Source organism: Pseudomonas sp. 1121_17, assembly GCF_052850745.1.
In genome coordinates this window covers 38,510-63,299 of sequence record NZ_VXCX01000009.1, presented here as the reverse complement: position 1 = coordinate 63,299, position 24,790 = coordinate 38,510, and the positions used below count along the sequence as shown (strand labels likewise).

The following is a 24,790-nucleotide window of genomic DNA, read 5'->3' as shown; positions in this document are numbered from 1 at the left end:
GGTTTGCCCGCGACCGGCCGTTTCACACCGCGTCAGCTCAAGCCGGTTGGCCGAGCTCGACCCCCAGCTGGCGCGACAGGCACGGCCAGCGTTTCCAGGCTTCACCGGTCGCCGGGCTGCTCAGGGTGGCGCGGTAGGCTTCGACCGATTCCAGGGCGAAGCTGTCGTCGTCGAGCATCTCGTCGACCGAGTGATGCACCACTTCATCCAGTTGGTTGGCAAACTCTTCGCCGATCAGTTGATGGGCGATCAGGTTGGCCACGGTGGTGTCCGCCGGAATCAGCGGCTGCCCGAAGTGCTTGATGTATAGATCGTTGACCTCTTCGACCAGACGATGGGCAAGGTAGGCTTCATCGAGCAGGCAATCGAGGCCGACATGCCCTTGCATGACGCTGGGCGGTTGCATGAAATAGGCTTCGGCGATCTTCAATACCGGTTTGATCTGCGACTCGATGCCAGCTTCGAGCGCGACCGCATGGGCAGCTTCGAGCAGCTCTGGAACCTCGTCGATATAAGCGCCAACAAAGCGCGCCAGGGTGCCCTGAGCATCTTTTTCAGGGAGTTGGATGGACGGATGCAGGTGAGGCAGTTGCGCTTCTAGGCGCTGCTTCAATTGGCCGCTCTGGCTCTCATGTTGATGGGCTTGTTTGATCTGCTCGCGTACAGCGGCGATGTTCATGACAACTCCAGGGACATTGGGTGACAAACGGAAGACAGTACGTACGGAAAGCTCTAAGTTAGCTCGGTATACCGGATACCTAAGACGCATTTGTTATAAGCAAAGCAAACGTGTGCGAGCTCAAGAATATAGCGAAGCCACTATTATGCCATGAGCCAGCAATGGCGCGGGTTTGCTCGGTTTTTTGGTTTTGTGACGATGTTTTCATGGGCCGCGTTGCGTGGCCTAGAGCGCTGTCTATACTCGGGTTGAACGTGATTGGTTGATGAGGCCCACCTGCAGTTTGCAGAGGAGCTCGGTCGTCGAAGCAGGCTGTCTTGACCGCCGCCCCCCCTTGCCCAAGGTCTATGCCTCCGGGATTACAAGAATGATAAGGGGAACCCGCAATGATGCGACATCCACATGTCTGGATGGGCCTTCTGTTGTGGTCGGTTATCGGTCAGGCGCATGGCGCATGGACCGTCAACATGGCGCCCGGGGCTACCGAAGTCTCCCACGCAGTGTTCGACCTGCACATGATCATCTTCTGGATCTGCGTCGTTATCGGCATCGTGGTGTTTGGCGCGATGTTCTGGTCGATGGTGATCCACCGCCGCTCCACCGGCCAGCAGGCCGCGCACTTCCACGAGCACACCTGGGTCGAGATCATGTGGACTGTGGTGCCGCTGCTGATCCTCATCGTCATGGCCATCCCTGCCACCAAGACCCTGATCGAAATCTACGACGCCAGTGAATCGGATATCGATATCCAGGTCACCGGCTACCAGTGGAAGTGGCATTACAAATACCTGGGGCAGGATGTCGAGTTCTTCAGCAACCTCGCCACCCCCGCGGAACAGATCAACAACAAGGCGCCCAAGGATGAGCATTACCTGCTTGAGGTCGACCAGCCGCTGGTGATCCCGGTGGGCGCCAAGGTGCGTTTTCTGGTCACGGCCGCCGACGTCATCCACTCCTGGTGGGTACCGGCCTTTGCGGTCAAGCGTGACGCCATCCCCGGCTTCGTCAACGAAGCCTGGACCCGGGTCGAGAAACCCGGCATCTACCGCGGCCAGTGCACCGAGCTGTGCGGCAAGGACCACGGCTTCATGCCGGTGGTGGTCGAGGTCAAGTCACAGGCTGATTACGACACCTGGCTGGGCGAGCGCAAGGCCGAAGCGGCCAAGATGAAAGAGCTGACCAGCAAGGAATGGACCCTGCAAGAGCTGGTCGAGCGCGGCGACAAGGTCTATCACACCACTTGCGTCGCCTGTCACCAGGCCGAGGGCCAGGGCTTGCCGCCAATGTTCCCGGCACTCAAGGGCTCGAAAATCGCTACCGGGCCTGTCGAAGGCCACTTGGGCATTGTCTTCCACGGCAAGCCCGGCACGGCCATGGCCGCGTTTGGCAAACAGCTCTCGGAAGTCGATATCGCCGCCGTGGTCACCTATGAGCGCAACGCCTGGGGCAACAACAAAGGCGACATGGTCACGCCTAAAGACGTGCTCGCGCTCAAGCAGGCAGAAGCCAAATGAGCCGTAAATTGCGCCGCAGCCAGTGGCAGGCAGGAGACAGGACATGAGTGCAGTGATCGACGAACATGGCCACGACCATGCCCACGGCCCGGCCAAGGGCTTGATGCGCTGGGTGTTGACCACCAACCACAAGGACATCGGCACGATGTACCTGTGGTTCAGCTTCTGCATGTTCCTGCTCGGCGGCTCGTTCGCCATGGTCATTCGCGCCGAGCTGTTCCAGCCGGGGCTGCAGATCGTCGAACCGGCTTTCTTCAACCAGATGACCACCATGCACGGCCTGATCATGGTATTCGGCGCGGTGATGCCGGCGTTTGTCGGCCTGGCCAACTGGATGATCCCATTGATGATCGGCGCCCCGGACATGGCCCTGCCGCGGATGAACAACTTCAGTTTCTGGCTGCTGCCGGCGGCGTTTCTGCTGTTGATATCGACCCTGTTCAGCGCCGGTGGCGGGCCCAACTTCGGCTGGACCTTCTACGCGCCGTTATCCACCACCTATGCGCCGGCCAGCGTGACCTTCTTCATCTTTGCTATCCACCTGATGGGCGTCAGCTCGATCATGGGCGCGATCAACGTGATCGCGACCATCCTCAACCTGCGCGCACCGGGCATGACCCTGATGAAAATGCCGCTGTTCGTCTGGACCTGGTTGATCACCGCCTTTCTGCTGATTGCAGTGATGCCGGTGCTGGCCGGGGTGGTGACGATGATGCTGATGGATATTCACTTCGGCACCAGCTTCTTCAGCGCGGCCGGCGGTGGTGATCCGGTGTTGTTCCAGCATGTGTTCTGGTTCTTCGGCCACCCCGAGGTGTACATCATGATCCTGCCGGCGTTCGGCGCGGTCAGCTCGATCATCCCTGCGTTTTCGCGCAAGCCGCTGTTTGGCTACACCTCGATGGTGTACGCCACCGGGGCGATCGCGTTTCTGTCGTTCATTGTCTGGGCGCACCACATGTTCGTGGTCGGCATCCCGGTGGTGGGCGAGCTGTTCTTCATGTACGCGACGATGCTGATTGCGGTGCCGACCGGGGTCAAGGTGTTCAACTGGGTCAGCACCATGTGGGAAGGCTCGCTGACCTTCGAGACACCGATGCTGTTCGCCATCGCCTTTGTCATCCTGTTCACCATCGGCGGTTTCTCGGGGCTGATGCTGGCGATTGCCCCGGCGGACTTCCAGTACCACGACACCTACTTCGTGGTGGCGCACTTCCACTATGTGCTGGTGCCTGGGGCGATCTTTGGCATCTTCGCGTCGGCCTACTACTGGCTGCCGAAATGGACTGGCCACATGTACGACGAAACCCTCGGCAAGCTGCACTTCTGGCTGTCCTTCATCGGCATGAACCTGGCCTTCTTCCCAATGCACTTCGTTGGCCTGGCCGGCATGCCCCGGCGCATCCCCGATTACAACCTGCAGTTCGCTGACTTCAACATGGTCTCGTCGATTGGCGCATTCCTGTTCGGCGCTACGCAGATCTTCTTCCTGTTCATCGTCATCAAGACCATCCGTGGAGGCCGGCCAGCGCCGGCCAAACCGTGGGATGGCGCCGAAGGGCTGGAGTGGTCGGTGCCTTCGCCGGCGCCGTACCACACCTTCCAGACGCCGCCAGAAGTGAAATAGGGCCCTGCCATGACCAGCCTGCCACTCAAACGCCTGGTGCGCCGCCTGCTGCTGCTGACGGTGGTGATGTTTGCCTTCGGCTTTGCCTTGGTGCCGCTGTACGACGCGATGTGCAAGGCGTTCGGCATCAATGGCAAGACCGGCGGGCAATATGAAGGCAGCCAGGTCAGCGACCCTTCGCGCACGGTGCGGGTGCAGTTCATGTCGACCAATGCCGGCGACATGAGCTGGGACTTCTACTCGAGTGCCGACCAGGTCGAGGTCAACCCGGGCGCGGTCAACCAGATGATCTTTGTGGCGCACAACCCGACCGACAAGCCGATGAGCGCTCAGGCGGTACCTAGCATCACTCCGGCCGAGGCGGCGGCGTATTTCCACAAGACCGAATGCTTCTGCTTTACCCAGCAGGTGCTGCAGCCGGGTGAGCGCATTGAGATGCCGGTGCGGTTCATCGTCGACCGCGACCTGCCGGGCAACGTCAAGCACCTGACTCTGGCCTACACCTTGTTCGACATCACCGCTCGCCACCCGCCGGTTGCCCAGTTGAGCACCGAGGGCGTCCAGCGCGCCCGCTGAGGGAAGGAGAACAGCAATGGCACATCACGATCACTACTACGTCCCGGCGCAGAGCAAATGGCCGATCATCGCCACCATCGGCATGTTCGTCACGGTGTTCGGCCTGGGCACCTGGTTCAATGATCTGAAAGCCGGCCACCCGGATTCGCACGGGCCGCTGATCTTCTTCTTCGGTGCGCTGTGCCTGGCCTACATGCTGTTCGGCTGGTTCGGTGCGGTGATCAGGGAGAACAAGGCGGGGCTGTACAGCGCGCAAATGAACCGCTCGTTCCGCTGGGGAATGGGCTGGTTCATCTTCTCCGAGGTGATGTTCTTTCTGGCCTTCTTTGGCGCGCTGTTTTATGTGCGTGTGCTGGCCGGGCCGTGGTTGGGCGGTGACGGCGCCAAGGGTGTGGCGCACATGCTCTGGCCGAACTTCGAGTTTGCCTGGCCGTTGTTGCATACGCCGGACCCGAAGCTGTTTCCGCCGCCCAAGGATGTCATCGACCCTTGGCACCTGCCGTTGATCAACACCCTGCTGCTGGTCAGCTCGAGTGTGACCATCACCATCGCCCACCACGCATTACGCAAAGGCCATCGCGGGCCGCTGAAGTTGTGGCTGGGACTGACCATCCTGCTGGGGCTGTCGTTTCTGGCATTGCAGGCCTACGAGTACTACGAAGCTTATGTGCATCTGGGGCTGACGTTGGGCTCGGGGATCTATGGTGCAACGTTCTTCATGCTGACCGGGTTCCACGGCGCGCATGTGACCTTGGGGACGGTGATTTTGATCGTGATGTTCGTGCGCGTGCTGCGTGGGCATTTTGATGCCAACCAGCATTTCGGTTTCGAGGCGGCCAGTTGGTATTGGCATTTTGTCGACGTGGTTTGGGTTGGCTTGTTCGTCTTTGTTTATGTGCTGTAGCGCCAGTTCCGTCTAGCGGGGGCCAGGCCGAACGCGGGGTTTGATTAAAAGGGCGCGTGGGAGACCAGTTGCCCGCTCATGAAACCCCAGACGATCAGGCCGATGGTCAGCGCTGCGAGGCTGACGCGCACGGTCAGGGCCTTGAGCAGGCGGGTCGAGTCTTGATCGTCCTTGACCAAAAACACCAGGCCACTGAACAGGCTGGCAACAGTGGCCAACAACAGCAAAACAATGGCGGCCTTGAGCATGGCGGCACTCCCCGGGGGCTTGGTGATGCAGGCAAGTATAGCGTTCGCACAGCGTGGCCCAAGGTGAAGCCGTTTCGCCCTGGGCTGGTGCCGACTCTGGTGGTGCTTGCACTGCTGCCGGGGTTGATCGCGCTGGGTTGCTGGCAACTGAGCCGCGCCGAGCAGAAGCGCGAACTGCTGGCGACCTACGCCGAACGCCAGGTCGAAGCGCCGCTGGCGCTGGCCGAGCTGCAGTCGCTGGCCGATCCGGCTTTTCATCGGGTGCAGCTGTTTGGCCACTTTGACGCCAATCACAGCCTGCTGCTGGACAACCGCCTGCGCGACGGCCAGGTCGGCGTCGAGCTGCTGCAACCGTTTCTCGATCAGGCCAGCGGCCACTGGCTGCTGATCAATCGCGGCTGGCTGCCCTGGCCCGACCGGCGCGTTCCGGTGCGCTTCGACACCCCTTCACAAACGCTGGCGCTGCAGGCGTCGGTCTATATCGCCCCCGGCGCGGCCTTCCAACTGCACCCCGACCCGGTCGGCGTGCAGTGGCCGCACCTGCTCACTGCCATCGACCCCGCTGCGCTCTGGCAGCAGTTGGGGCGCGACGGCTATGGCCACGAACTGCGCCTGCTCGGCGGGTCAGCCAGCTACCGGCTGGACTGGCCGATAGTCGCCATGGGCCCGGAAAAGCACCTGGGCTACGCCGTGCAGTGGTTCGCCCTGGCGGCGGCATTGGTACTGCTGTACCTGTACTTCGGCTGGCATAACAACAAGGAGCATCACCATGAGCGCCGCCACGAGTCCACTGGACGTGCCTGAAGGCCGCAAGCCCCGCAGCCGCGGACGCTGGCAGCTGTTGCTGATCTTGCTGGTCACCCTCGGCCCGATGATCCTCGCCACCAGCATGTACAAGTTCAAGTTCTGGGTGCCGGATGGCCGCAGTTATCACGGTGCAATGATCGGCAACGGCCTGAGCCGGGCCGACATTGGTATCCAGGCGCAGGAGCAGCGCTGGCAACTGCTGGTCAGCGCGCCGGCAGCATGTGATCAGCCCTGCCAGAACCTTGTGTACCTGGCGCGGCAGATCCAGATCGGCCTGGGCCGCGATGCCAGCCGCGCCAGCCATGCGCTGGTGGCTGCGCAGCCACTGAGCAGCGATTACCAGCAGCTGCTCACCCGCGAGTACCCGCAGTTGCAGCGTTATCCGCTGGACCTGCAGCGCTATGGCGAGCACGTCAACGAGCCGGGGCCACAACTGTGGATTGTCGACCCGCACGGCAACCTGGTGCTGCGCTACAACGCCACGGTCAAGGGTAAGCACGTGCTCGACGACCTGCGTCACCTGCTCAAGCTGTCCAACATCGGATAGGAGCTCTGCCATGGCCAGACCCGGCTATCGCCTCGCTGTGTTCGCAACCTTGCTGGCGCTGGTGGTGGTACTGCTGGGCGCCTATACCCGGCTGACCCATGCCGGCCTCGGCTGTCCGGACTGGCCCGGTTGCTACGGCTTTATCAGCGTGCCGAAGAGCGACGCGCAGCTGGCCCATGCCGAGCTGCACTTCCCTGAGCATCCCGTTGAAGCAGCCAAGGGCTGGGCCGAGATGGTCCATCGTTACTTTGCCGGTGGCCTGGCGATGGTGATTGCCTGGCTGGCGTTGCAGGCGCTGCGCCGGCATGCCCGTGACGGCCAGCCCTACCGTCTGCCACTGCTGCTGCTGGCGGTGGTGCTGGCGCAAGCGGCGTTCGGTATGTGGACGGTGACCTTGAAGCTGTGGCCGCAGGTGGTCACGGCGCACCTGCTTGGCGGCTTCACTACGTTGAGCCTGCTGTTGCTGCTATCACTGCGTCTATCCCGGGCCTTTGCACCATTGCCGAAACTGCCGTTGAGCCTGCGCCGAGTCGCAGCGCTGGGGCTGCTGACCGTGATTGGCCAAGTCGCTCTGGGCGGCTGGGTCAGCGCCAACTATGCCGCCGTCGCCTGTATCGACCTGCCGACATGCCATGGCCAGTGGTGGCCTGCGGCTGACTTCAGCAACGGCTTTCACCTGACTCAGCATGTCGGCCCTAATTACCTTGGCGGCCAGCTCGACAGTGACGCACGCACGGCAATTCATATTGGCCATCGGTTAGGTGCACTGCTGGTCATGGCCGTACTGTTGCTGCTCAGCCACAAGCTCTACCGCAATGGTTTGCGCGCCCTGGCCGGGCTGGTCATGCTGGCGCTGGCAGTGCAGATCAGTTTGGGCATCAGTAATGTCCTGCTGCACCTGCCGCTGGCGGTCGCTGTGGCGCACAACGCCGGTGGTGCTGCGCTGTTGCTGTGCATGGTGTTGGTGAATTACCGCATTCGCGTGGTCGACAAGGTCCGCGTCGGCCATGGCTGGCGCTTGACCCGCGTGGCCGGGGCACATGTACCGATGAGGAGTGACGCATGGCGACGGTTCTGAGCACGCCGCGGCAGCAGGCCAGCTGGCGCGATTATGTCGAGCTGACCAAGCCCAGGGTGGTGGTGTTGATGCTGATCACCGCGCTGGTCGGGATGTTTCTCGCGACCCGTGCGGGCGTGCCGTGGACGGTGTTGCTGTTCGGTAATCTGGGTATCGGCCTGTGTGCTGGCGCTGCGGCTGCGGTCAACCATGTGGTCGACCGGCGTATTGATGGATTGATGGCGCGCACCCATAAGCGGCCTTTGGCCGACGGCAGGATTGGGCCCGCGTCGGCGCTGGCCTTTGCCTTGCTTCTGGCGGTGCTCGGCATGAGCTTGCTGCTGGTGTTCACCAATGCCCTGACAACCTGGCTGACCCTGGCTTCACTGCTCGGTTATGCGGTGCTCTACACCGGGTTTCTCAAGCGTGCGACACCGCAGAATATCGTCATCGGTGGCCTGGCCGGGGCCGCGCCGCCGTTGCTCGGTTGGGTTGCAGTGACCGGGCAGATCACCGCCGAGCCGTTGCTGCTGGTGCTGATCATCTTCGCCTGGACGCCGCCGCACTTCTGGGCGCTGGCCATCCACCGCAAGGAGGAATACGCCAAGGCAGCGATCCCGATGCTGCCGGTGACCCATGGCGAGGCCTACACCAAGCTGCATATCCTGCTGTATACCTGGGTGCTGCTGGCGGCAAGTCTGCTGCCGTTCGCCATCCACATGAGCGGCCTGCTGTATCTGGCCTGTGCGCTGCTGCTGGGGCTGGGTTTTGTCCGCTGGGCCTGGGTGCTGTACCGTGGCACCCGGCCGCACGCGGCGATCAAGACCTTCAAGTACTCTATCGGGTACCTGTTCGCCCTGTTCATCGCCCTGCTCGTTGACCACTATCTGTTGATGCTGAATCTATGACCCGAACCCAGAAAACCGTCTTCATTCTCGTTGCCGTGGTTGCCTTGATCCTCGGCCTGACCGTCAACAAGGTGCTCAACGGCCGCAGCGAGGCCAACCCAGCTGAACTGATCGATGCCGGCATCATCCTGCTGCCGCAGAGCCGCAGCGTGCCGGCGGTGAGCATGACCGACCAGAACGGCCAGCCGGTCGAGCTCGATCAGCTCAAGGGCAAATGGTCGTTGCTGTTCTTCGGCTATACCTACTGCCCGGACATCTGCCCGACGACCCTGGCGCAGCTGCGCCAGGTCAAGAGCGAGCTGCCCAAGGAAGCCCTGGAGCGCTTGCAGGTGGTACTGGTCAGCGTCGATCCGCACCGCGATACCGCCACTCAGCTGAAGCAGTACCTGGGCTACTTCGACAAGGATTTCGTCGGCCTGGCCGGCTCGATCGAGGACACCCAGAAGCTGGCCAATGCCCTGAGCATTCCGTTTATCCCTGCTGACACCAGCAAGCCTGGCTACACCGTCGATCACAGCGGCAACCTGGCTGTGGTCGGGCCCGATGGGCGCCAGCGCGGCTTTATCCGTGCGCCGTTCAACAACCAGAAGCTGGCGGCGCAGCTGCCGGGGCTGGTCAAGCGCGACTGAGGCCAGAAAGCACTGCGGGGCAAGCCCGCCGCCTGCAGTGCACAAGGCGCAGGCGGCGGGCTTGCCCCGCAGGTGTTGCGGTCAGCTCGATCAGAACGCCGGCAGTACCGCGCCTTTGTACTTCTCGGTGATGAACGCTTTGACTTCAGGCGAATGCAGCGCTGCAACCAGCTTCTTCATTGCGTCCGAGTCCTTGTTGTCCGGGCGTGCCACCAAGATGTTGACATAAGGCGAGTCGCTGCCTTCGATCACCAGGGCATCCTTGGACGGATCAAGCTTGGCTTCCAGCGCGTAGTTGGTGTTGATCAGGGCCAGATCGACCTGAGTCAGCACACGCGGGATGGTGGCCGCTTCCAGCTCGCGGAACTTGAGGTTCTTGGTGTTGGTGGTGATGTCTTTCACAGTCGACAGGATGTTGCTCTTGTCCTTCAGGCTGATCACACCGGCCTTGTCCAGCAGCAGCAGCGCGCGGCCGCCGTTGGTAGCATCGTTGGGGATGACCACGGTAGCGCCGGACGGCAGCTCGTCGAGCTTCTTCAGCTTGCTCGAGTAAGCGCCCAGTGGCTCCAGGTGCACGCCGGCAACGCTGACCAGGTTGGTGCCTTTGGCCTTGTTGAACTCATCCAGGTACGGCTGGTGCTGGAAGAAGTTGGCATCCAGGCGCTTCTCGGCAACCTGCACGTTTGGCTGCACGTAGTCGGTGAAGACCTTGACCTTGAGGTCGACGCCTTCTTTAGCCAGTACTGGTTTGACGAACTCGAGGATCTCGGCGTGCGGCACCGGGCTGGCAGCTACGGTGATGGTCTCGGCAGCGTGCGCCGAAAAAGCCGCCACAGCGGCAACAACAGCAAGCAGTTTTTTCATCAAACACTCCTTGTGAGGGCCGCGACGGCCCCCGAACGGGTCGGCCTGGCCGACCCCATTGGGGTTACTTACGGGAAAAATGCACGACCAGTTTGTCGCCGACGCTTTGCAGAACTTGAACCAGGATCAGCAACATCACCACGGTGACCACCATTACATCGGTCTGGAAGCGCTGATAACCAAAGCGGATCGCCAGGTCGCCGAGGCCACCGGCACCGACCACACCGGCCATGGCGGTGTACGACACCAGGGTGATTGCGGTCACGGTAATCGCGGCGAAGATGCCCGGGCGCGCCTCGGGCAGCAATGCGTTGGTGATGATCTGGCGGGTGGTCGCGCCCATCGACTGGGTCGCTTCGATGATGCCGCGGTCGACTTCGCGCAGCGCCGTCTCGACCAGGCGGGCGAAGAACGGCGTGGCGCCGACCACCAGTGGCGGGATGGCCCCGGCGACGCCCAGCGAGGTGCCGGTGATCAGTACGGTGAACGGGATCATCACGATCAGCAGGATGATGAACGGCAGCGAGCGCAGGATATTAACCACCAGCGACAGCAGCGCGTACAGGCCCCTCTGTTCGAACATCTGCCGCGGCCCGCACAGGAACAGCAGCACACCCAGCGGCAGGCCCAGCAGCACGGTGAAGAACAGCGAGCCGAACAACATGATCATGGTGTCGATGGTCGCCAGCCAGATTTCGGCCCAGTCGACGTTGGCGAAGAAATTCAAAGCGTCCATCAACGCAGTACCTCCATATGCACATCAGCTGCGCTGAAACGGTCAAACGCGGCTTGCATGTCGCCGCCGGTAACAGCCAGGGTCAATTGCCCGTAAGGCACGTCCTTGATGCGGTCGATACGCCCGGCGAGGATGCTGTAGTCGACCCCGGTTTCCCGGGCGACAGTGCCGAGCAGCGGTGCGTAGGTGGCATCGCCCTGGAAGGTCAGGCGCACAATTCGGCCTGGCACGTGGGCAAAGTCGTCGCGCTGTTCGCCTTCGTCGACCTGCTCGTCTTCCTGCACAAAGCGCTTGGTGGTCGGGTGCTGCGGGTGCAGAAACACCTCGGCAACCGTGCCTTGCTCGACGATCAGGCCGGCGTCCATGACGGCCACGCGGTCGCAGACCCGGCGGATCACGTCCATTTCGTGGGTGATGAGGACGATGGTCAGCTTCAGCTCGCGGTTGATCTCGGCCAACAGTTGCAGGACCGAGGCGGTGGTCTGCGGGTCGAGGGCGCTGGTGGCCTCGTCGCACAGCAGAATCTTCGGCCGGGTCGACAGCGCGCGGGCAATGCCGACACGTTGCTTCTGCCCGCCGGAGAGCTGCGCCGGATATTTTTTGGCGTGATCGGACAGGCCGACCCGCGCCAGCAGCTCGGTGACTCGCTGGTCGATTTCGCTGCGCGACAGCTCACCGGCCAAGGTCAGCGGCAGCGCCACGTTGTCGGCCACGGTCTTGGAGGCCAGCAGGTTGAAGTGCTGGAAGATCATGCCGACCTGCTGGCGGAAGCGCCGCAGCTGGTTGGCATCGAAGCCGGTGACGTCTTCGCCGTCGACGATGATCTTGCCACCGCTGGGCGCTTCGAGGCGGTTGATCAGGCGCAGCAAGGTGCTCTTGCCAGCGCCGGAGTGGCCGATCAGGCCGAACACCTGGCCATTTTCAATGGTCAGGCTGGTCGGGTTCAGGGCGGGGATGTCCCTACCGGCGACGCGGTAGGTCTTGTGCACATGTTGAAACTCGATCACTGAGCGAACCTTGTGGGGCGCAATGGAAATAGGGTCTGGCGGTTAGCCGGGGGGCGCATTTTAGCCTTTTCCCCTGGGTCTTCTTAGCATTTATTTCGTATTGGTCCAATCCAACCGGCATAACGCGACAGTCGGCAACGGAATTGAACGCATGTGCACGGTCATCAGTCACTAGCTAACGAGCCCGAACGGGCCGCCCTGAAGACCGATGAGGAGAGCCGACATGTCACGCAAGCACCCGGATACCCCGAAACAGAGTGAGATGGCCGGTACCGACACCCCGGACCGTGCCAACACCAACGCCAAACTGCAGAGTCTGGAAGCCTACCGTAGCGACGCTACCGGCGAGGCGCTGCGGACCAATCAGGGTGTCAAGATCGCTGACAACCAGAACACCCTCAAGGCGGGTGCGCGCGGGCCGTCGTTGCTCGAAGATTTCATCATGCGTGAAAAAATCACCCACTTTGACCATGAGCGCATCCCCGAGCGCATCGTCCATGCCCGCGGCACTGGCGCCCATGGTTACTTCCAGAGCTACGGCAAGCATGCCGAGCTGACCAAGGCCGGTTTCCTCCAGGATCCGGAGAAGATCACTCCGGTGTTCGTGCGCTTCTCCACCGTGCAGGGCCCCCGCGGCTCCGGTGACACGGTGCGCGACGTGCGCGGCTTCGCCGTGAAGTTCTACACCGACGAAGGCAACTTCGACCTGGTCGGCAACAACATGCCGGTGTTCTTCATTCAGGACGCGATCAAGTTCCCCGACTTCGTCCATGCGGTGAAACCTGAGCCCCACAATGAAATGCCCACCGGCGGCTCGGCCCATGACACCTTCTGGGACTTCGTCTCGCTGGTGCCGGAGTCGGCGCACATGGTCATCTGGGCGATGTCCGACCGGGCTATCCCGCGCAGCCTGCGGATGATGGAAGGCTTTGGCGTGCATACCTTCCGCCTGATCAACGCCGAAGGCGTGGCCAGCTTCGTCAAGTTTCACTGGAAGCCGAAGCAAGGCGTGCACTCGGTGCTGTGGGACGAGGCGCAGAAGCTGGCCGGCAAGGACACCGATTTCCATCGTCGCGACCTTTCCGAAGCGATTGAAACCGGCGATTACCCTGAGTGGGAACTTGGCGTGCAGATCGTGCCTGAGGCCGACGAGCACAAGTTCGACTTCGACCTGCTCGACCCGACCAAGATCATCCCCGAAGAGCTGGTGCCGGTGACGCCGTTGGGCAAGATGGTGCTCAACCGCAACCCGGACAACTTCTTCGCCGAGGTCGAGCAGATCGCCTTCTGCCCTGGCCATATCGTGCCGGGTATCGATTTCACCAACGATCCGCTGCTGCAGGGCCGCCTGTTCTCCTACACCGATACGCAGATCAGCCGCCTCGGTGGCCCAAACTTCCATGAGATTCCGATCAACCGCCCGATCGCGCACAACCACAACGGCCAGCGCGATGGCATGCACCGCATGGAAATCAACAAGGGCCGTGCCTCGTACGAGCCGAACAGCATCGATGGCGGCTGGCCGAAGGAAACCCCGGCAGCGGCTGAAGACGGTGGCTTCGACAGCTATCAGGAACGGATCGATGCACGCAAGGTTCGCGAGCGCAGCGAGTCGTTCGGCGATCACTTCTCGCAGGCGCGCTTGTTCTTCCACAGCATGAGCCCGAACGAGCAGCAGCACATCATCAAGGCCTACAGCTTTGAGCTGGGCAAGGTCGAGCGGGAATACATCCGTGCCCGTCAGGTCAACGAGATCCTCGCCAATATCGACCTGAAGCTGGCTGCGGCAGTAGCGGCCAACCTGGGTCTGCCGGCGCCGAGCAAAGGCACCGTGCAGGTCAAGGGCTCGAGCCTGGCCGAGTCGCCAGCGCTGAGTCAGCTCAATCACCCGGGCAGCGTGGGTATCAAGGGCCGCAAGATTGCCCTGCTGCTGGCTGACGGTGTGGATGCGGCGGACGTCGATCGTCTGGTCAAGGCACTTGAGGCGCACAGCGCCAGGCCAATGCTGCTGGGCCCAACCTCGGCGCCAGTAAAAGCCGCCGATGGTTCCAGCCTGGCGGTGGATGCGTCGATGGAAGGCATGCCGTCGATCATGTTCGATGGTGTGCTGGTGCCGGCTGGCAAGGCCGCAATTGATGCGCTGGGGCAGAGCGGTTTGGCCAAGCACTTCCTGCTGGAAGCGTACAAGCACCTGAAGGCCATCGCTTTTGCCAAAGACGGCAAGGCGTTGGTCGACAAGCTTGGCCTGGCCGAAGACAAGGGCTTGCTGCTGGGCAATGATCAGGCAGCCATCGACGCCTTCGTCAAAGCCGTCGAAGCGCACCGGGTCTGGGAGCGCGAAGCTGCTGCTGAAGCCATTCCGGCTTGATCGATCACCCCGGCAGGGGGACCTGCCGGGGTCTCACTTCAACGCTGATGTGGTACCAGCACGACCTGAGCGGGCAATGAGCGCTGGATTTCGTGGCGCTGGTTGAGCTCATAGCCACTGTCGAGCTTGTGTACGCGCTTGCCCAGCAGCGTTTTCAGCCACGGCGCGTCGTCCTTGCGTGGCACCTGGAACACCACTTCACACTGATAACTGACCACGTCTGCGGCGATGTCATCGAGCTGCCGGCGCAGGGCGCGGCTGTCTGTGGTCTTCAGGGCGATCACGGTGCTCGGTGCGGTGGGGTCGATCACGCGCGCCTTGGGCTTGGCTTCAGCGGCCTTCAAGGCAGCTTCGGCACGGTCCAGCTCGGCTTTGCGCGCATGGGCCACGGCATCTCCGGCGGCCAGCGCCGGCGCTTGCGGCATCAATGCCCGGGCCCGCGCCAGCGCGGTCGCGGCAGCATTCACGTCACCCTTTTGGAGGACGATCTGGCTGCGCTGCAAGTAGGCTTCGGCGAGCTGGCGCTGGTGCTGCTCCACGCGCGGGTCTTGCGGCGCCTGGGCTTGCAGGGCGGTCAGTTGATCTTCAGCGGTGGCCAGTTCGTTGCTGGCGATGTTCTGCTGCAGCTCGGCCCATGGGTCGGCCTGGGCAGGCACGCTCGGCTGTTGAACCGGGGCGCTGGCACACGCGGCCAGGCCCAGCGACAATACGGCAACAAGCAGATAACGGGAGGCGAACGGCTTCATTCCTGCGACTCTCTATTTGCGCAAAAAGCGAGCAAGTCTACACCCAGGTGCGCACGCTCGAAAACAAGTCTTACAGACCCTTTACCCGCGCATTGGTTGCGAGATGCGCCAAAGTGCGACCCGTGTCTCAGCGTTTGGGCAGGGCCAGGCTCAGCAAGAATAGCACTGCCGCGCAGACCACGATCGATGGGCCCGCCGGCGTGTCCTTGAACCAGGACATTGCCAGCCCGCCACATACCGCCACCACACCGAGCAGGCTGGCACCCAGCGCCATCTGCTCGGGCGAGCGCGCATGGCGCTGGGCGGCCGCGGCCGGGATGATCAACAGCGAGGTGATCAGCAGCACGCCGACGATCTTCATCGCCACCGCAATCACCACGGCGATGAGCAGCATCAGGGTCAGGCGCAGCGCCGCTACCGGCAGGCCTTCGACGGTGGCCAGCTCTTCATGTACGGTCACCGCCAGCAGTGGGCGCCAGAGCGCGGCGAGCAACAGCAGCACGGCCGAACTGCCGCCTATGATCCAGCCCAGGTCAGTTGGGCTGATCGCCAGCAAGTCGCCAAACAGATAGGCCATCAGGTCGATGCGCACGTCGTGCATGAAACTCAGCACCACCAGGCCCAGCGACAAGGTGCTTGGAGCAAGAATCCCCAGCAGCGTATCCGACGCCAGCGGCTGGCGCTGCTGCAGTGTCACCAGCAAGATCGCCAGCAGCAGGCAGCCGACGGTTACCGCCAACGCCGGGCTGACATCCAGCACGAAGCCCAAGGCAACGCCGAGCAAGGCCGCGTGCGACAACGTGTCGCCAAAATAGGCCATCCGCCGCCAGACCACGAATGAGCCCAGCGGACCTGCAACAATTGCCAGGGACAAACCGGCCAGCAGGGCGTAAAGAAGAAAATCAGCCATGCTTGCAGTGCTCTCCGTGAACATGGGCGCCAGAGGTGACAACTGCGCCGTGCAGGTCGTGGCTGTGGTCGTGGTGATGGTGATAGATGGCCAGGCTCGGGGCGTTCTGGCCGAACAGCTCAACAAAGGCCGGGTCGCCGCTGACCTGCTCGGGGTGGCCGGAACAGCACACATGGCGGTTCAGGCAGACCACCTGATCGGTGGTGCTCATGACTAGGTGCAAGTCGTGGGAGACCATCAGCACGCCGCAGCCGTAACGGTCGCGCAGGCGTGTGATCAAACTGTACAGCTCGGACTGCCCCGCCACATCGACGCCTTGTACCGGTTCATCGAGCACCAGCAATTGCGGCTTGCGCAGCAGGGCTCGGGCCAGCAGCACGCGTTGCATCTCGCCGCCGGAAACAGTCTGTAGCGGGCTGTCGATAACCTGCTCGGCACCGACTTCCTGCAATGCCGCCAAAGCTGCGCCGCGGTCTACCCCAGGCACCAAACGCAGGAAGCGCAGTACCGACAGTGGCAGCGTCGGGTCGACCTGGATCTTTTGCGGCATGTAGCCGATCCGCAGCTTGGGCTTGCGCCAGACGCTGCCACGATGCGGCTTGAGCAGGCCGAGCACGGCCCGCACCAGGGTGGTCTTGCCAGCACCGTTGGGGCCGATCAGCGTGACGATCTGGCCTGGCGCAACCGCCAGGTCGATGTTGTCCAGTACGGCTTCGCCAGCAAAGCTGACGCCGACTTGCTCAAGGCGGATCAGGGCGTCGCTCATGCCGCGCCTCGGCAGTTGCCGCACAGGCCGACCACTTCCACGGTCTGGGTTTCAACCTTGAAGCCGACCGCGTTGGCGCTGGCGATGATCGCGCCGCTGATGCTGTCCTGTTCAAGCTCGATGGCGATATGACACTCGCGGCAGATCAGGAACTGGCCCTGATGGGCGTGTTCCGGGTGGCTGCAGCCGATGAAGGCGTTGAGCGAGGCGATGCGGTGCACCAGACCGTTCTCGAGGAGGAAGTCCAGCGCCCGATAAACGGTAGGCGGCGCCGCGCGGCGGCCATCCTGCTCGCTCAGCACGGCAAGAATATCGTAGGCACCCAGCGGCTTGTGGCTCTGCCACACCAGCTCCAGCACCCGCTTGCGCAGGGCAGTCAAACGCAGGCCCTGACGCACGCAGATGGCGTCGGCTTCAGCCAGCGCACTGTGCACGCAATGCGAGTGGTCGTGGGGACGGTGAGCCAGCGGGGTAATCGACATGGGCGGCGACGGTTCTTAATGGAGACGTTATTATGTTACCTGTTTCTGACACGTCGAGTATTCACCGTGCCCCGTTTCCTTGTGCTTTTTGTCGCTTTGCTCGCCTGCTCGGCCCATGCCGACGTGCGTGTGCTGACCAGTATCAAACCGCTGCAGCAGATCGCTGCGGCCGTTCAGGACGGTGTCGGCAGCCCTGAAGTGCTGCTGCCGCCGGGTGCCTCGCCGCACCACTATGCGCTGCGTCCGTCCGACGTACGGCGCGTGGCCGATGCCGACCTGCTGTACTGGATCGGCCCGGACATGGAGAGCTTCTTGCCGCGGGTGCTCGGCAGCCGCAGCAAGCAGACCGTGGCGGTGCAGTGGCTGAAGGGCATGCACCTGCGTCATTTTGGTGAGGACAGCCATTCCCATGATGAGGCCGGTCAGGATGAAGCTGACCATGACGAGCATGATCATGACCACCGCCCGGGTAGCCTGGACGCGCACCTGTGGCTGTCGTCGGTCAATGCACGGGTAATTGCCGGGCAGATGGCGGCCGACCTGAGCAAGCTCGACCCGGCCAATGCGGCGCATTATCAGAGCAATCTGAACGCCTTCAATGCGCGCCTGGATGCACTTGATCAGCGCATCAAGACCCGTGTGGCGGGCATTGCCGACAAGCCCTACTTCGTCTTCCACGAGGCGTTCGATTACTTCGAAGCGGCTTACGGGCTCAAGCACACCGGCGTGTTCAGCGTGGCTTCGGAAGTGCAGCCGGGTGCTCAACACGTGGCGGCGATGCGCAAGCGCTTGCAGGAAGTGGGCAAGACCTGCGTGTTCAGCGAGCCGCCGCTGCGTCCACGGCTGGCTGAAACGCTGACCGCAGGGCTGCCGGTGCGGCTGGCCGAGCTGGATGCGCTGGGTGGCAGCGAGCCGGTGGACAGCAAAGGCTACGAGCGCTTGCTGGAAAACCTTGCGAACGGCCTGGCCGGTTGTCTGGAACAGCTCTGACGGCTCTTAAAGGAGCGTCCCGGCAAGGGCGCTCCTGAAAGGCTTAGAGCGCGAACGGCAGCTTCAGGTCGATATGCTGACGCTGGGCCAGGCGCACTTCGAACTCGCGTGGGTCATGAATGGTGACGTCCATGCCGGCGAACTGCTCGGCGGCAATCAGCCGCGACAGCCAGAAGCGCACGCAGGCCACACGCAGCATCAGCGGCCACAGCTCGGCTTCGGCCGCGGTGAACGGGCGCAGCGCGGCATAGGCGCCGAGCAAAGCTTGTGCGCGCGGCAGGTTGATCCCCGCCGCTTCGTCCAGGCACCAGTCGTTCACGGTAATTGCGATGTCATACAGCATCGGCCCTGAGCAGGCATTGTAGAAGTCGATCAAGCCGGTGAGGTGGGTGCCTTCGAACATCACGTTGTCGCGGAACAGGTCGGCGTGCAGATTGGCCCGTGGCAGCGCCAGGATCTGCGCCTTGTGCGCGGCAATGTCAGCCAGGGTCGGCTGCAGCAGGGCTTGCTGCTGCTCGCTCAGGTGCGACAACAGCTCGGCGCCCGACTCCAGCATCCAGTCCAGGCCACGGTCAGTCTTGCGCTCAAGGATCTGCTCGCGGGTCGCCAGATGGATATGCGCCTGCAGCTCGCCAACCTGGGCGCAGTGCTGGTTGTTCGGCGCCATCACATGCTTGCCGTTCAGCCTTGGCTGCAGCAGCGCAGGCTTGCCGCACAGCTCCCGCAGGCCATGGCCGTCACGGTCGCGCAGGGCGTAGGGCACTGGCATGTCGGCCTGGTGCAGCACATCCAGCAGGTCAATGAAAAACGGCATGTCTTCTGCCGGGCCGCGCTCGATCAGGGTCAGGACAAACTCACCCTGCTCCATGCTGACGAAGAAGTTGCTGTTCTCGGTACCGGCGGCGATGCCCTGGAAGTCGAGCAGACGGCCCAGCTGATACGGCGCCAGAAAGGTTTCCAGCTCGGGCCGGGACACAGGGGTGAAAACTGACATGATGAAAAGTTGCCCATGCGGGCACTTCCGCCGGGAAGTGCCAGGTTGATGTGACGGTACGCGTCAGATTACCACTCGAAGATCTTCCACGATGGAATCAGCATGTCCGGCTGGTCGGAGCGGATGAAATTGCCATCCGAGCCATCGGCGCGTACCAGAAAATAAGGCTTGCCGCCTTTCGGCGTGACTTTGATCGCATACAGGAAGCCGTTTTGCCGGTATTCCTGAATGGTTTTATCGCCTTCCGTGCGAATGGTCACATCGGGATCAGCCGATGGGGCGTCGTCCGCCGCCTGGGAGACGATCGGCATGGTTGCCAGAAGGCCGAGCAGTAACAGGCGATTGAGTGTCCGCATGATAACCTTGTCCCTTTGTCGTCATTGATCTGGCTATTCTAGCGCCGGACCCGTCGAAAAGGTTGATTCTGCTCATGAGCCTAGCTCCCCTCGTCCTGGTGGACGGTTCGTCCTACCTGTATCGCGCCTTCCACGCGCTGCCGCCGCTGACCACCTCCAAGGGTATGCCCACCGGTGCCGTCAAGGGCGTGCTGAACATGCTCAAGAGCCTGCGCCGGCAGTATCCGGACAGCCTGTTCGCGGTGGTCTTCGATGCCAAGGGCGGGACCTTCCGCGATGCCCTGTTCGCCGACTACAAGGCCAACCGGCCGAGCATGCCGGACGACCTGCGGGTGCAGGTCGAGCCATTGCACGCCAGCGTCAAGGCGCTGGGTTATCCGCTGCTGTGCGTGGAAGGGGTCGAAGCCGACGACGTCATCGGCACCCTGGCCCGCAGCAGTGCGGCGGCCGGCCGCCCGGTGATCATCTCCACCGGCGACAAGGACATGGCCCAGCTGGTCGACGGCCACATCACCCTCGTCAACACCATGACCGGCAGCGTCATGGACATTGCCGGTGTGTACGAGAAGTTCGGCGTCGGCCCTGAGCACATCATCGACTTCCTGGCGTTGATGGGCGACAAGGTCGACAACATCCCCGGCGTGCCCGGCGTTGGCGAAAAAACTGCCGTCGGCCTGCTGACCGGCATCGGCGGTGGCTTGAAGGACGTCTACGCCAACCTCGACAAGATCCCGGCGCTGCCGATTCGCGGCGCCAAGAGCCTGCCTGCCAAGCTCGAGGAGCACCGCGATGCGGCGTTCATGTCGTATGAGCTGGCTACCATCAAAATTGATGTGCCGCTGGATATCGAAGTTGATGCGCTGGTCTGCGCCGAGCCGGATCGCGACGCGCTGCTGGCGCTGTATGCCGAAATGGAATTCAAGAGCTGGATCGCCGATGTACAGCGTGATGCGGCAAAGGTTGGCGACGAGCTGGCGCCGGTAGTAGAAGCACCGCAGGCCAAGGTCGAGCCGCAATACGAGACCATCCTCGAGCAGGCCCGTTTCGATGCCTGGCTGGAAAAACTGCGCCAGGCGCCGCTGTTCGCCTTCGACACCGAGACCACCGGGCTGGACGCGCAAAAGGCGCAGCTGGTTGGCGTGTCGTTCGCGGTCGAACCGCATGTGGCCGCCTATGTACCGCTGACCCATGACTACGAAGGCGCACCGGCCCAGCTCGACCGTGACCAGGTATTGCTGGCGCTGAAGCCGCTGCTGGAAGACCCGCACAAAGGCAAGATCGGCCAGAACGCCAAGTACGACATCAATATTCTGGCCAACTGCGCAATTGGCGGCGATCAGGCCAGCGGCATCGACATGCGGGGTGTCGCCTACGACACCATGCTCGAATCCTACGTGCTCAACTCCAACGCTACCCGCCATGACATGGACAGCCTGGCGCAGAAGTACCTCGACCACACCACCATCACCTTCGAGCAGATCGCCGGCAAAGGCGCCAAGCAGCTGACCTTCAACCAGATCCCACTGGACAAGGCCGGCCCTTACGCCGCCGAAGACGCCGACATTACCCTGCGCCTGCACCAGGCACTGCAGGTGCACCTGGCCAAGACCCCCAGCGTGCAGCCGGTGCTGATGGACATCGAGATGCCGCTGGTGCCAGTACTGGCGCGGATCGAGCGCCAGGGCGCGCTGGTCGATGCCAATCTGCTGGCCATCCAGAGCGGCGAGCTTGGCTTGAAAATGGCCGAACTGGAGCGCGAGGCGTATGCCCTGGCCGGGGAAGAGTTCAACCTTGGCTCGCCCAAGCAACTCGGCGTGATCCTCTACGACAAGCTGGGCATGCCGATCCTGAGCAAGACCAGCAAAGGCCAGGCATCTACCGCCGAGGCGGTGCTGGCCGAGTTGGCCGAGCAGGATTATCCGCTGCCCAAGGTGTTGATGCAGTACCGCTCGCTGAGCAAGCTCAAAAGCACCTACACCGACAAGCTGCCGCACCAGATCAACCCGCGCACCGGCCGTATTCACACCTCGTATCAGCAGGCTGTGGCAGCCACTGGGCGCCTGTCGTCGAGTGATCCGAACCTGCAGAACATTCCGATCCGCACCGCCGAAGGCCGGCGGATTCGGCAGGCGTTCATCGCCAGCCCTGGCTACAAATTGCTCGCGGCCGACTACTCGCAGATCGAATTACGGATCATGGCCCACCTGGCCAAGGACGAAGGCCTGTTGCATGCCTTCCGCAACAACCTGGACGTGCACCGGGCGACTGCTGCAGAGGTATTTGGCGTTGATCTGGCTGCCGTCACCACCGACCAGCGCCGTAGCGCCAAGGCGATCAACTTCGGCCTGATCTATGGTATGAGCGCCTTTGGCCTGGCCAAGCAGCTTGGCGTCGACCGTAAACAGTCGCAGGACTATATTGACCGCTACTTCACCCGTTACCCAGGCGTGCTCGCCTACATGGAGCGCACCCGCGCCCAGGCTGCCGAGCAGGGCTATGTCGAAACCTTCTTCGGTCGTCGCCTGTACCTACCGGATATCAACGCAAAGAATCAGGCCCTGCGCAAAGGCGCCGAGCGCACCGCGATCAACGCCCCGATGCAAGGCACTGCCGCCGACATCATCAAGCGCGCCATGGTCGCTGTGGATAACTGGTTGAGCAGCAGTGGGCTGGATGCGCGGGTGATCCTCCAGGTACACGATGAACTGGTGCTGGAAGTGCGTGAAGACCTGGTCGAGCAGATCAAAGCCGAGATCCGCCCGCACATGAGCGACGCGGCTCAGCTGGACGTACCGTTGCTGGTCGAAGTCGGCGTCGGGGCGAACTGGGACGAGGCGCACTAAGACGTCTGGCGCGGGGGCTACGGCTATCCGTGGACCCGCGTTGGCTTAGGCGTTTTTGCAGGCTAGGCAGCCCCTGTTAGCGCAAATAATTGCAAGCGCTGAGGAACTAAACCAGTGAAGCGGGACTCAGATCTACTGAATGGCTGGTGAAGCCGTTCGATGCTCCTATGTTGTGTTAAGTGTTGGCAGAATATCTGGACCCCGCCCTAAGGGTCCGGACTTGAACCCCGAACTTCCCCCTCCCCATACGAAGTCCGGGGTTTTTTTTGCCTGCGATTTGGCTGCAGCGGCAATTTGCCGCTAACAGCACCCTCGCGTCAGCGCTTACTCGACAGGCTTGTCTTCCAGTTCCATCCAGCCGGCCAGGACCACATAGGCTTCTTCCAGGCCCTGGCGCTTGGGAGCGGAGAACAACTGGATGGACGCGGTATCGCCCCAGCCCTTGCGGATTTCTGCCTGGATTTTCAGCAGGGTGTTCTTCGCTGCGCCGTAGGTGAGCTTGTCGGCCTTGGTCAGCAGGATGTGCATGGGCATGCCGCTGGCCTTGGCCCAGTCCAGCATCATCTTGTCGAAATCGGTCATCGGATGGCGCACGTCCATCATCAAAATGATCCCGCGCAGGCACTCACGGCCGCCCAGGTAGGCTTCCAGGTGGCGCTGCCAGTGCTGCTTGAGCGGGATCGGCACCTTGGCATAACCGTAGCCCGGCAAGTCGACCAAACGCCGTTCATCGTCCAGACTGAAGAAGTTCAACAGCTGCGTGCGGCCTGGGGTTTTCGAGGTCCGCGCCAGGCTGGCATGGGTCAGGGTGTTGAGGGCGCTGGATTTACCGGCGTTGGAACGGCCGGCGAAAGCCACCTCGTAACCCTGGTCTTCCGGGCATTGATCGACCTTGGCGGCGCTAAGGGCGAAGGTGGCTTTCTGGCAGAGGCCGAGGATGGGGTTCTTGACTTGCATGGGATATCCGATGTGGGTGTTGCCTGAGCCAGGCTCGGCAAGCAGTGTCGTTTCCGTTTGGATCGCGGAAGTATATAATGCCCCAGTTTTTGTGTGTGCATTCTCCCAGCGAAGGAGGCGCACATGGGGTGTCGAACAATAGCTCGCGCATTAGAACGCAGCGCGGCCCCCAACCCTGAAAGGTCGTTACGCAAGGCGCAATGGCTAATGGCTGTTGGTATGTTCCTACCGTTTTTCAGTGCACAGGCTACACAGGATCCCGAGGCGTTGTACAACCGCAGCTGTGCTGCCTGTCACGCCGGACAACTGCCACAGGCCCCTATGAAGGGTGATGTGGCGGCCTGGGAGCCAAGGCTGGCGCAGGGTATGGAGGTACTGGTGGCGCATGTTAACAAGGGTTTCAAGGCTATGCCGCCGCGTGGATTGTGCATGGACTGCAGTACCGAGGACTACCGTTTGGTCATCCTTTGGATGAGCGGCAGTCCCGATACATAACATTTCACCCTTAGCCGTGTTGGATTAGCTGATGAACAAACTATTCGTGAGTCTGCTGTTGACCATGGGGGTTGCAGGTGCGGCAAGTGCTGCGGACCCTATCAAAGGCGACGCCGCCGCCGGTCAGGCGAAAACCGCCGTCTGTGGTGCCTGCCACAACCCCGACGGCAACAGCCTGGCGCCTAATTTCCCGAAACTCGCTGGCCAGGGCGAACGCTACCTGGAAAAACAACTGCACGACATCAAAACCGGCAAGCGCGTGGTGCTGGAAATGACCGGCATGCTCGAACCGTTCAATGACCAGGACCTGGCCGACATCGCCAGCTACTTCGCCAGCCAAAAAGGCAGCGTCGGCGCAGCCGATCCGAAGCTGGTCGAGCGCGGGCGCGCCTTGTTCAATGGTGGCGACCTGAGCAAGGGCATGCCTGCCTGTACCGGCTGCCATTCGCCCGATGGCGCAGGGATTGCCTTGGCAGGCTTCCCACATCTGAGTGGCCAACACGCTCAATACATCAGCAAGCAGCTGACCGACTTCCGTGAAGGCAATCGCACCAACGATGGTGATGCGATGACCATGCGCAGCATCGCCAGCAAGCTGAGCAACAAGGATGTGGAGGCGTTGGCGAGCTATATTCAGGGGCTGCACTGAGGGGTTTTAACCTTCAGTTAATGATTGATTGGTAAATGATGAAGGGTGGCTGGGTTGGTGCCAGTCGGTCGAGTTTGGGGCTGCTTTGCAGCCCATCGCGACACAAGCCCGCACTACAGGGAGCGGCGGTG

General features: G+C 62.2%; 26 protein-coding genes. 14 read left to right on the top strand and 12 right to left on the bottom strand.

Translation table 11 applies throughout. The annotated features are described in order from the left end of the window. Positions 1-37: 37 nt before the first annotated feature. Positions 38-679 carry a hypothetical protein gene (locus tag FW789_RS16800; RefSeq protein WP_101322728.1) on the bottom strand — a complete coding sequence of 214 codons (642 nt, stop codon included), beginning with the start codon at positions 677-679 and terminating at the stop codon, positions 38-40. A gap of 386 nt (positions 680-1,065) precedes the next feature. Here FW789_RS16800 and coxB point away from each other — a divergent pair, with 386 nt between their 5' ends. Genes coxB through FW789_RS16780 form a run of 4 tightly spaced genes read left to right on the top strand, consistent with a single transcriptional unit; the run spans position 1,066 to position 5,300 of the window. Next, complete coding sequence (gene coxB, locus FW789_RS16795; RefSeq protein WP_103435451.1) at positions 1,066-2,193, top strand: cytochrome c oxidase subunit II; 1,128 nt, start codon at positions 1,066-1,068, stop codon at positions 2,191-2,193. Between the two features lie 43 nt (positions 2,194-2,236). Next, a complete protein-coding gene (gene ctaD / locus FW789_RS16790) occupies positions 2,237-3,820 on the top strand; it encodes a cytochrome c oxidase subunit I (protein ID WP_186700228.1) in 1,584 nt (527 codons plus the stop codon). Between the two features lie 9 nt (positions 3,821-3,829). Further along, complete coding sequence (locus FW789_RS16785) at positions 3,830-4,396, top strand: cytochrome c oxidase assembly protein (protein ID WP_446431777.1); 567 nt, start codon at positions 3,830-3,832, stop codon at positions 4,394-4,396. 16 nt (positions 4,397-4,412) lie between these two features. Beyond that, complete coding sequence (locus FW789_RS16780; protein WP_101322724.1) at positions 4,413-5,300, top strand: cytochrome c oxidase subunit 3; 888 nt, start codon at positions 4,413-4,415, stop codon at positions 5,298-5,300. A 44-nt stretch (positions 5,301-5,344) separates the two neighbouring features. Here the strand turns inward: FW789_RS16780 and FW789_RS16775 are convergent, their stop codons facing one another. After that, the gene (locus tag FW789_RS16775) at positions 5,345-5,548 is read right to left on the bottom strand and encodes a twin transmembrane helix small protein (protein ID WP_103435447.1); all 204 of its coding nucleotides are present in this window, start codon (positions 5,546-5,548) and stop codon (positions 5,345-5,347) included. A 63-nt stretch (positions 5,549-5,611) separates the two neighbouring features. Between FW789_RS16775 and FW789_RS16770 the strand changes: the two genes are divergently transcribed. Genes FW789_RS16770 through FW789_RS16750 form a run of 5 tightly spaced genes read left to right on the top strand, consistent with a single transcriptional unit; the run spans position 5,612 to position 9,496 of the window. Next, on the top strand, positions 5,612-6,352 hold the full coding sequence (locus FW789_RS16770; RefSeq protein WP_411564088.1) for an SURF1 family protein: 741 nt from the start codon (positions 5,612-5,614) through the stop codon (positions 6,350-6,352). Further along, the gene (locus FW789_RS16765) at positions 6,318-6,902 is read left to right on the top strand and encodes a hypothetical protein (RefSeq protein ID WP_446431776.1); all 585 of its coding nucleotides are present in this window, start codon (positions 6,318-6,320) and stop codon (positions 6,900-6,902) included. The genes FW789_RS16770 and FW789_RS16765 overlap by 35 nt, the downstream gene beginning before the upstream one ends. 10 nt (positions 6,903-6,912) lie before the next feature. Continuing rightward, a complete protein-coding gene (locus tag FW789_RS16760; RefSeq protein ID WP_446431775.1) occupies positions 6,913-7,980 on the top strand; it encodes a COX15/CtaA family protein in 1,068 nt (355 codons plus the stop codon). Next, positions 7,965-8,867, top strand: coding sequence for a heme o synthase (cyoE, locus tag FW789_RS16755; protein WP_446431774.1), 903 nt, complete (start codon positions 7,965-7,967; stop codon positions 8,865-8,867). The genes FW789_RS16760 and cyoE overlap by 16 nt, the downstream gene beginning before the upstream one ends. Continuing rightward, on the top strand, positions 8,864-9,496 hold the full coding sequence (locus FW789_RS16750) for an SCO family protein (protein ID WP_101322718.1): 633 nt from the start codon (positions 8,864-8,866) through the stop codon (positions 9,494-9,496). Before cyoE ends, FW789_RS16750 begins: the two co-directional genes overlap by 4 nt. A gap of 90 nt (positions 9,497-9,586) precedes the next feature. On the opposite strand, the gene FW789_RS16745 is transcribed toward FW789_RS16750, so the two are convergent. The 3 genes from FW789_RS16745 to FW789_RS16735 all read right to left on the bottom strand — a co-directional run bounded on the left by FW789_RS16745 (position 9,587) and on the right by FW789_RS16735 (position 12,103). Beyond that, positions 9,587-10,360: a MetQ/NlpA family ABC transporter substrate-binding protein gene (locus FW789_RS16745; protein ID WP_207072793.1), complete on the bottom strand. Its 774-nt coding sequence runs from the start codon at positions 10,358-10,360 to the stop codon at positions 9,587-9,589. A 64-nt stretch (positions 10,361-10,424) separates the two neighbouring features. Next, positions 10,425-11,096, bottom strand: a complete 672-nt coding sequence (locus FW789_RS16740) for a methionine ABC transporter permease (protein ID WP_103435441.1) — start codon at positions 11,094-11,096, stop codon at positions 10,425-10,427. Beyond that, on the bottom strand, positions 11,096-12,103 hold the full coding sequence (locus FW789_RS16735) for a methionine ABC transporter ATP-binding protein (protein WP_103435440.1): 1,008 nt from the start codon (positions 12,101-12,103) through the stop codon (positions 11,096-11,098). The genes FW789_RS16740 and FW789_RS16735 overlap by 1 nt, the downstream gene beginning before the upstream one ends. Before the next feature lie 223 nt (positions 12,104-12,326). Here FW789_RS16735 and katE point away from each other — a divergent pair, with 223 nt between their 5' ends. Next, positions 12,327-14,471 carry a catalase HPII gene (gene katE / locus FW789_RS16730; RefSeq protein ID WP_186700219.1) on the top strand — a complete coding sequence of 715 codons (2,145 nt, stop codon included), beginning with the start codon at positions 12,327-12,329 and terminating at the stop codon, positions 14,469-14,471. Between the two features lie 38 nt (positions 14,472-14,509). Here katE and FW789_RS16725 read toward each other — a convergent pair whose 3' ends face one another. The 4 genes from FW789_RS16725 to zur all read right to left on the bottom strand — a co-directional run bounded on the left by FW789_RS16725 (position 14,510) and on the right by zur (position 17,375). Further along, on the bottom strand, positions 14,510-15,217 hold the full coding sequence (locus tag FW789_RS16725; protein WP_446431773.1) for a PA5502 family lipoprotein: 708 nt from the start codon (positions 15,215-15,217) through the stop codon (positions 14,510-14,512). 127 nt (positions 15,218-15,344) lie between these two features. Then, positions 15,345-16,127 carry a zinc ABC transporter permease subunit ZnuB gene (gene znuB, locus FW789_RS16720; protein ID WP_186700217.1) on the bottom strand — a complete coding sequence of 261 codons (783 nt, stop codon included), beginning with the start codon at positions 16,125-16,127 and terminating at the stop codon, positions 15,345-15,347. Next, positions 16,120-16,893: a zinc ABC transporter ATP-binding protein ZnuC gene (gene znuC, locus FW789_RS16715; protein WP_186700215.1), complete on the bottom strand. Its 774-nt coding sequence runs from the start codon at positions 16,891-16,893 to the stop codon at positions 16,120-16,122. The genes znuB and znuC overlap by 8 nt, the downstream gene beginning before the upstream one ends. Continuing rightward, the gene (gene zur, locus FW789_RS16710) at positions 16,890-17,375 is read right to left on the bottom strand and encodes a zinc uptake transcriptional repressor Zur (protein ID WP_101322710.1); all 486 of its coding nucleotides are present in this window, start codon (positions 17,373-17,375) and stop codon (positions 16,890-16,892) included. The genes znuC and zur overlap by 4 nt, the downstream gene beginning before the upstream one ends. An 18-nt stretch (positions 17,376-17,393) precedes the next feature. Here zur and znuA point away from each other — a divergent pair, with 18 nt between their 5' ends. Continuing rightward, positions 17,394-18,365, top strand: coding sequence for a zinc ABC transporter substrate-binding protein ZnuA (gene znuA / locus FW789_RS16705; RefSeq protein WP_446431772.1), 972 nt, complete (start codon positions 17,394-17,396; stop codon positions 18,363-18,365). A 43-nt stretch (positions 18,366-18,408) separates the two neighbouring features. On the opposite strand, the gene FW789_RS16700 is transcribed toward znuA, so the two are convergent. Both FW789_RS16700 and FW789_RS16695 read right to left on the bottom strand, forming a co-directional pair. Further along, on the bottom strand, positions 18,409-19,359 hold the full coding sequence (locus tag FW789_RS16700; protein WP_103435433.1) for a homoserine kinase: 951 nt from the start codon (positions 19,357-19,359) through the stop codon (positions 18,409-18,411). Positions 19,360-19,427: 68 nt separating this feature from the next. Further along, on the bottom strand, positions 19,428-19,715 hold the full coding sequence (locus FW789_RS16695; RefSeq protein ID WP_101322707.1) for a DUF2782 domain-containing protein: 288 nt from the start codon (positions 19,713-19,715) through the stop codon (positions 19,428-19,430). Between the two features lie 74 nt (positions 19,716-19,789). Between FW789_RS16695 and polA the strand changes: the two genes are divergently transcribed. Beyond that, entirely contained in the window at positions 19,790-22,558 is a 2,769-nt protein-coding gene (gene polA, locus FW789_RS16690; protein ID WP_446431771.1) for a DNA polymerase I, read from the top strand. Between the two features lie 324 nt (positions 22,559-22,882). On the opposite strand, the gene yihA is transcribed toward polA, so the two are convergent. Continuing rightward, complete coding sequence (yihA, locus tag FW789_RS16685) at positions 22,883-23,515, bottom strand: ribosome biogenesis GTP-binding protein YihA/YsxC (protein WP_101322705.1); 633 nt, start codon at positions 23,513-23,515, stop codon at positions 22,883-22,885. A 207-nt stretch (positions 23,516-23,722) separates the two neighbouring features. Between yihA and FW789_RS16680 the strand changes: the two genes are divergently transcribed. Then, positions 23,723-24,010, top strand: a complete 288-nt coding sequence (locus tag FW789_RS16680; protein WP_224785572.1) for a c-type cytochrome — start codon at positions 23,723-23,725, stop codon at positions 24,008-24,010. A gap of 31 nt (positions 24,011-24,041) precedes the next feature. Beyond that, positions 24,042-24,659, top strand: a complete 618-nt coding sequence (locus FW789_RS16675) for a c-type cytochrome (protein WP_101322703.1) — start codon at positions 24,042-24,044, stop codon at positions 24,657-24,659. The last annotated feature ends 131 nt before the right edge of the window (positions 24,660-24,790 follow it).